Genomic DNA, 6346 nt, shown 5'->3' with positions numbered 1-6346 from the left:
CCCCAGTCACCAGTCCCCAGTCACCAATCACCAATCCCCAGTCACCAGTCCCCAGTCCCCAGTCCCCAGTCCCCAGTCCCCAGTCACCAGTCCCCAGTCACCAGTCCCCAGTCACCAATCACCTGTTCCCTCAAACATGAAAAAACCCGGCTTAACCGGGCAGATGCACTGTTTGTCGAATTTAGCAATGTTATTTATTTGAGTTCGCAAGTTAAAGGACAAGCAGCATAAACCGTGGTTTGCACTTTTTCTGCTTCACCATGTAGCCAGCTTAACCATTTAACTTCCTTGGGATGAATGCCTTTAGCAGTTAGTACACCAGCCACGATCAAAACTGTCAAAACATTGAACATGATTAAACCACCTGCTACCAGCAACACAGCACTGACAGGCATTACAGATTGTAGGACTATCGACAACAGGCATCCGACCGTAGCCATTACTACAACTAATGGAAAACCGACAACCAACAAACATACTGCCAATGTGAAAGTCCAGATTAAAAAGCTTTTAATCATTAACAAGGAGTAGGTCTTCCCTTGATTAGAGCTTTGAGCCGAAACCATGACTTTTCCTCCCAAATACACAGCAAAGTTTAAATTTGAATTTCAGTTGTGCCTCGCTGTTGACGAGTTAACTGTTTTGATTCAGTGAAATCCAGTATATAGAAACTTATGGAAAAGATGAGCATTTCTTTACTAAACTTTACAGTTTATTTTTTGTAATTATGGATATCTCCTCAAATGTCCCTTTGTGTAGTCAGTCTTGCTTGAGCATATATCTTGAGGAATATAACCTTGTGGAGAGAATAGTCCAATCATGATCTCCGAAATTAATGACCTGCTTTACTTAACATTTCTTATCAAAATTAGGATTGCTTCTCATAATTCAAGAGACTGGGCTGAAAAAGTTATGCAGGACTGATGCAAAACAAAACGAAAGCAGGGGTAATCATGAATTACCCCTACGTAAGAATCAGGTTTTTAGTCCAATCTTGCCTAAGTCCTAAGTAGAAAGGCGTAAAAAACCGAAGTATGTAGGGGTTGCTGAGAAAGTCTTTCCGTGAGGGCATAGGAGTCAGGAGTCAGGAGTCAGGAGTCAGGAGTCAGGAGAAGATTTGAAAATTTCTTTGCCATCTCTTGAAATCCCAAAAAATGCACACTTTTTCCGGTATACCCTTCAAAACCCTTGCACTAATTTCTGTGTTTATCAGCCTCTAACCTTTGATATATCAAGGTTTTAGGTTTATTCAGCAAACCCTATGTAACTAAAGGTAAAGTTGCCGCAAATCCTCTTCCCTGCTGCCTTCCATAGCTGACAAATTTCTCATCTGGGGGTAGAAAGATTAAGTATTTGTAATTTAAGGTAGAAAAATTGCGTAGCATTACAGAAATATTTATGTTTTAATACTGAAGGTTAACCTGTGTAAAACCAGGTTATATTGATGAAGATATATGACAGAATTACCATCTCGCAATCTACCACCCAAACCACCAGCACCACCAGCGCCACCGGTAGCAACATCTATTACACAACGTAATAATACACAAATGTTGCAGAATCCCAGAGTAGGTTCACCAGCTGGCAATGCACCACCACCAATGGCAGCACCAAGGGCAACAGTTCCGGCAACTTCTAAACCACCTGCGGGACTGACCCTAGCTCAAATTGTGCAAGAAGCTTTTGATCAAGGATATTCTGACGTTCACTTGGGGATAGGTGAAATACCCCGTTTCCGTAACCGAGGAGAAATTCAAGTAACGAACTATCCAGAAACGGATGATAGTTGACAGTTGATTGGGAAACATAAAATTGATTACCCAGTCACCAGTCCCCAGTCACCAGTCCCCAGTCCCCAGTCCCCAGTCCCCAGTCCCCAGTCCCCAAAAGCATAATGACCAAGCTAACCACAGACAAACTATCTCCACCCCAGTTGTTTAAAGGTATTGCTCTTTTTACACCAGGGGGAGATTTAATTTACTGTATTGACCCTAGTAAACAAGGTCGATGGCATTTACATCTGTGTGGGGCTTTGCAGGAAATTCTGGATTTATCAGAGCCGCCGCATTTTTTAGTACCTTGTTATACAGCTACTATTGATCATTGGTTAAATCCACGGACACAACAAGTACAGACTTTTGCGGAAGCTTATCCGGCGGTGATGCGTCATCAGTCGGTGCTAAGGGCAATTTTTGGGACGGGGGATATAGTGTGGCAAACAGCACCTTGGCAAGAGGGTTTGTGCGATCGCATGGTGTTAGCTACTTATCGTTCTTCTTTTCCCCAACTCTGGGAAGATCATGATTTAATTGTGCGTTTAGATCGTGCAGATATACCATCCCGATATCAGCAAAATCATTTACATCCACAACAGGGAAAATTGAATGGTCAAGGTTATGTATTGCGTTTATTTGTGGCTGGACATAGTATGAATACTGAGCGCATTTTAGAAAATTTACACGATTTATTAGAGCGATCGCTTGGTTATCCTTACACCCTCAAGGTAATTGATGTTTTAACACATCCAGAGCAAGCAGAAATTGATCAGGTTTCGGCAACTCCTACACTCGTTAAGGTTTGGCCTCATCCAATTCGGCGTATAGTAGGAGATATAGATAATGTGGAAAAACTATTACAAATATTAGGAGCGAAGGATAATTGACAATTGACAATTGATAATTGACAATTGATAATTCGTAATTAACAAGCTGTGTATTCGTGTTTAAAATCAGCGTGATCAGTTCGTAAAACTATCATAAATATTATAATAAATATTATAACAAATATTATAATTAATATTATAATTAATATTATAATTAATATTATAATTAATAATAAAAATCAGCACTACTCTTACTACCTTCAAAGTTATGTATTTCACTTGGTTAGACAGCAATAGTTGGTTAATGGAAATTGGTGGACAGCGGATACTTTTAGATCCTTGGTTGGTGGACTCATTAACCTTTAATAATTTAGATTGGTTATTTAAAGGTTCTCGAACGCAAGATCGACAAATACCAGAAAATATAGATTTGATTTTGTTGTCTCAAGGTTTGGAGGATCATGCACATCCCCCCACTTTGAGAAAATTGGACAAGAATATTCAAGTTGTCGCGTCTCCCAATGCAACTAAAGTAGTAAAAGAATTGGGTTATAAAAATATAACCACTCTTGATCATGGTGAGATTTTCACTTTAAATAATCAAGTAGAAATTAAAGCTTTTCCCGGTTCTCAAATTGGACCAACTTTGTTAGAAAATGGTTATCTGATCACAGAGTTAGCAAGTGGTGGAAAATTGTATTATGAACCGCATGGAAATCATTCAAACCAACTCCAGCAGTTTGCACCAGTAGATGTGGTAATTACACCAATTATTGATTTAAGTTTACCTTTGGGACTACCAATAATTAAAGGAATGAATAGTGCTTTAGAAGTTGCTAAATGGTTACAACCGCGAATTATTCTTCCTACTGCTGCTGGTGGAGATGTTCAATTTGAGGGTGTATTAAACAACTTTTTGCAAGCAAAGGGAAGTGTTGAAGAATTTCAGGGATTATTAGAAAAAAACAATTTAGCTACGCGAGTTATTGCAGCTAAACCTGGTGAACAGGTAACATTTTAGGAAGTAGGTGACTGGTGACTGGTGATTGGGAAAAAGATAAATAACGCAATTACCAATTACCAATTACCAATTACCAATTACCAATTACCAATTACCAATTACCAATTACCAATGATAAATGGATTGGATTACTTTATTGCGATCGCTACAATCTGATTTTATTAAAAGATTAAATTCTGGTTGTTTACTGCACTGTGAAACACCAGGAAATCATAGTGAATTAACTATTATTTCAGGAGAAAGATTAACAATATTAAGAAATTTTTGCTGGTTAATGGCAGAAAAATATAAACGTACTTCCCCAGTTCGTAACGTTTTTATTAGTAATCTTAAAGGTAAATTAGGTGAAGAAGTTGTTAAAGAACGTTTAGCAGATTTAATTACAGAAGTTGATTATGAAAAACGCATGGGAGGAGATGGAAGACATGATTTTACACTAACTAAAAATCCGGAAATTCGTATACAAGTTAAATCTCGTCATGGTACAATTGAGCAGGTAAGATGGTCGGTAAGTGCAGAAGAAGTTGAAAAAAATACAGTTATTGTTTGTATTTTAATTAAACAAGAAGTTAATGAAGCACAATCAGAATATCATTTATTTTTAGCAGGATTTTTACCTACAACAATGATTAAATTAAAAACTGGTAAAATTTCCTTTGGTATCCATCAATTATTATACGGTGGAGGTTTATTATCTTATTTAGAAAATTTCCCCACTGCTATAGATAATGATCATATAGATTCACAAAATCCGCAGATTTTCTATGAACAGAAAAAAATAATCAAAGAAATTGAATCACAGGATGATTTTCTTGACAATAATGATGATATTATTGATTATAAACATCGAGGTAATATTCGTTATGAATTAGGGGAGTATGAAGGAGCAATTGAAGATTATAATCAGGCAATTAAGATAAATGCTAATGATGAAGATATTTATTATGATCGTGGTAATGCTCATTTTGATTTAGGCAACTATGAAGCAGCAATCAATGATTTTAGTAAAGTGATCAAAATTAAACCTAATTATACAGATGCTTATTATCATCGAGGAAATGCCAGATTAATTATAGGAGATAAACAGGGAGCAATTGAGGATTTCCAGAAAGCAGCGGATTTGTATTGGCAAAATGGAAAAATAGAAGAACATAAAGATACTCAAGCAATGATTTTAGATTTAGAAATTGAAGAATCCTTAGATATTTTAAATTTTTAAAGAATGTCAGGAGTCAGGAGTCAGGAGTCAGGAGTCAGAATATTTGTAATCATGTTAAGAAACCTGGTTTCTGCGTGTTATATTTGTAATATTCTTGTTAATGACCCAGGTGTGTGAATATGATTTTCAATTTTAAAAAAAGTAGTGCTTTGTTAGCTTTATTTATCCTAGTTAGTAGCAGCTATTTTCATGATGTTGCTCAAGCATCGGTAAAAAATCAGCCGCAGGTAATAGCAAAACAGCAGGTTAATAGTAAAACTGCTCAACCCCATCCAGTTTTTAAGTCAATTTTGCCCAAATTAAAGAAAAATACGAAAATTACAATTTTATTACCTAACTATATTCCTGGTTTAGAAGGAGAAAACCCACTTTACGCAATTATCGAAACAGCTAACAAAAATAAGTATGATATTTTATTAGGATTTAGCCCTGATTGTACTGGAGGTACAGCGTGCCGTCTTGGTATGATTAGTGCGGAAGCTATTAATAGTAAAACCCCTAGACTGACTGGTAAAGCGGTATCTTTAGCTAAAGGTACAACTGCTTATTTTGTAGATGCTAAATGTGGTGCTAATTGTTCTGATTCTACCTTAACCTGGCGACAAAAGGGAGTACAGTACACTATTGGCATAAAAGCAGGTAAGCAGAAAGATTTGGTAGAAATGGCTAAATCTGTGATTACACCATAGTTAATTTTGAATTTTCCAAGTATGGGAAAAACCTCTCTCTCACCCTCTCCTACAAGGAGAGTGAACAAGAATAACTGTTATTAATAGAAAAAGAGCAAGTCCTAAGTAAACTCACGTAGGTTGGGTTGAGGAACGAAACCCAACATTTATAAGCTTTTGTTGGGTTGCGCTATCGCTTAACCCAACCTACAAAAACTCTTAACCCAACAGTATTGGAAAAAGAATAATTTTTATTAATAGAAAAAGAGAAATTAAAGCCTCTCCCCCAGTGGGGGAGAGGTTTGGAGAGGGGTCAGATTATTTTCGTTGAACTCCCATTTGTTTAATTTTCCATTTTTTGTTGCCAAGCTGCATAAAATTTAGGATAACTCAGATTTTGGGCAAAGTTCCAGAAAAGTTGATAAATTCCATAGTCAAAACTATCATAAGGCCTTTGATAAACATCCTTTGGTAAATATTTCTGCAAATTAGTAATTACCATTGTCATTTGTTCAATTTCTGTAATTTTATCTAAGCTTCCAGCCGCCCTTCTCTTGGTATCTTCATTATCAGAATTGCGGATTAAATCAACCAAAGCCTGGATAGCATTTTCATTGCCATTTCCTATTTTTCCTAAGCTTTTAGCCGCCGTTATCTTGGTATATTTATCATCAGAATTGCGGATTAAATCAACCAAAGCCTGGATAGCATATTCATTGCCATTTCCTATTTCTTCTAAGCTATCAGCCGCCCTTCTCTTGGTATCTTCATCATCAGAATTGCGGATTAAATCAACCAAAGCCTGGATAGCATATTCATTGCCATTTCCTATTTCT

8 protein-coding genes and 1 pseudogene are annotated in these 6346 nt (G+C 36.7%); 7 read left to right on the top strand and 2 right to left on the bottom strand.

From position 1 onward, the window contains the following. Window positions 1-231: pseudogene (locus tag H6F47_RS28275) on the top strand (hypothetical protein); the annotation flags it as partial. On the opposite strand, the gene H6F47_RS26350 reads toward H6F47_RS28275, so the two are convergent. Then, window positions 195-566: a hypothetical protein gene (locus tag H6F47_RS26350; RefSeq protein WP_096564960.1), complete on the bottom strand. Its 372-nt coding sequence runs from the start codon at window positions 564-566 to the stop codon at window positions 195-197. The pseudogene H6F47_RS28275 and the gene H6F47_RS26350 sit on opposite strands and share 37 nt — an antisense overlap. An 888-nt stretch (window positions 567-1454) precedes the next feature. On the opposite strand from H6F47_RS26350, the gene H6F47_RS28270 reads away from it, so the two are divergent. The 6 genes from H6F47_RS28270 (at window position 1455) to H6F47_RS26325 (ending at window position 5531) form a co-directional block, all read left to right on the top strand. Next, on the top strand, window positions 1455-1790 hold the full coding sequence (locus tag H6F47_RS28270) for a hypothetical protein (protein ID WP_242027503.1): 336 nt from the start codon (window positions 1455-1457) through the stop codon (window positions 1788-1790). Between the two features lie 22 nt (window positions 1791-1812). Then, window positions 1813-1941 carry a hypothetical protein gene (locus H6F47_RS28740; RefSeq protein WP_277877184.1) on the top strand — a complete coding sequence of 43 codons (129 nt, stop codon included), beginning with the start codon at window positions 1813-1815 and terminating at the stop codon, window positions 1939-1941. Next, the gene (locus H6F47_RS26340; protein ID WP_096572527.1) at window positions 1895-2662 is read left to right on the top strand and encodes a circadian clock KaiB family protein; all 768 of its coding nucleotides are present in this window, start codon (window positions 1895-1897) and stop codon (window positions 2660-2662) included. Before H6F47_RS28740 ends, H6F47_RS26340 begins: the two co-directional genes overlap by 47 nt. A gap of 208 nt (window positions 2663-2870) precedes the next feature. After that, window positions 2871-3623 carry an MBL fold metallo-hydrolase gene (locus H6F47_RS26335; protein WP_137669134.1) on the top strand — a complete coding sequence of 251 codons (753 nt, stop codon included), beginning with the start codon at window positions 2871-2873 and terminating at the stop codon, window positions 3621-3623. 118 nt (window positions 3624-3741) lie between these two features. Then, complete coding sequence (locus tag H6F47_RS26330) at window positions 3742-4842, top strand: tetratricopeptide repeat protein (protein WP_190651700.1); 1101 nt, start codon at window positions 3742-3744, stop codon at window positions 4840-4842. A 119-nt stretch (window positions 4843-4961) separates the two neighbouring features. After that, a complete protein-coding gene (locus H6F47_RS26325; protein ID WP_190348212.1) occupies window positions 4962-5531 on the top strand; it encodes a hypothetical protein in 570 nt (189 codons plus the stop codon). Between the two features lie 322 nt (window positions 5532-5853). Here H6F47_RS26325 and H6F47_RS26320 read toward each other — a convergent pair. Beyond that, window positions 5854-6346, bottom strand: a 493-nt coding sequence (locus tag H6F47_RS26320; protein ID WP_190651697.1) for a HEAT repeat domain-containing protein, incomplete at its 5' end; no start/stop codon positions are given.

Origin of the sequence: Sphaerospermopsis sp. FACHB-1094 (genome assembly GCF_014696195.1) — a bacterium.
In the GTDB taxonomy this organism is placed as follows: Bacteria; Cyanobacteriota; Cyanobacteriia; order Cyanobacteriales; family Nostocaceae; genus Sphaerospermopsis; species Sphaerospermopsis kisseleviana.
Note: the sequence above shows the minus strand (reverse complement) of the source record. Positions and strands in the feature narration are given on the sequence as shown.